Raw genomic sequence first — 502 nt, forward strand, 5'->3', positions numbered from 1 at the left:
CCTGGAAGGGCTCGCCGAGCTTGCTGCCTCGACGTAATCGCGCGCGCGCTCGGCGAGCCCTTCCAGGTGCGCCGGCAGGGGAGGGGCGTTTTGCGGCTCGCAGGGTGCCTGCGCCATTTCCATGACGATATCGACAATATCAGGCAAGTCGTCGGCTGGAGGCGAGGGAGGGGAGGTGCTGGCGATCGCGGTCGTGCTGTGGGACGGCACTGAGCTGTCCTCAGGACGATTTTCGCGGCTCAGGTCGACGATAGGGGCCATTCTGCTAGCATGGCTTGTAACGAACGATAATGCAACATTATCATTCATTATATCTGCACGACAGGCTGTGCGTTTTTGCGCGAAAGCCATGGCCATAAGCGCACCGGCACTTTACCCTCCAAATCATGATTCGCCTTGATCCCGCGACCGCCAGCTCGGGTGCGCCGCCCTCCGTTCCGGCTTGGGCGATCACAAACGCCGGCGCGCCGAGCGACGGCGCCGCCGCCTTCCGGGCCGGCGC

General features: G+C 63.7%; 1 pseudogene. It reads right to left on the reverse strand.

The features are described 5' to 3' along the window. Positions 1-261, reverse strand: a pseudogene (locus EN884_RS39220) (integrase); the annotation flags it as partial. Positions 262-502: the final 241 nt, after the last annotated feature.

Source organism: Mesorhizobium sp. M7A.F.Ca.AU.001.01.1.1, assembly GCF_004022735.1.
GTDB classification, from domain to species: domain Bacteria; phylum Pseudomonadota; class Alphaproteobacteria; order Rhizobiales; family Rhizobiaceae; genus Mesorhizobium; species Mesorhizobium ciceri.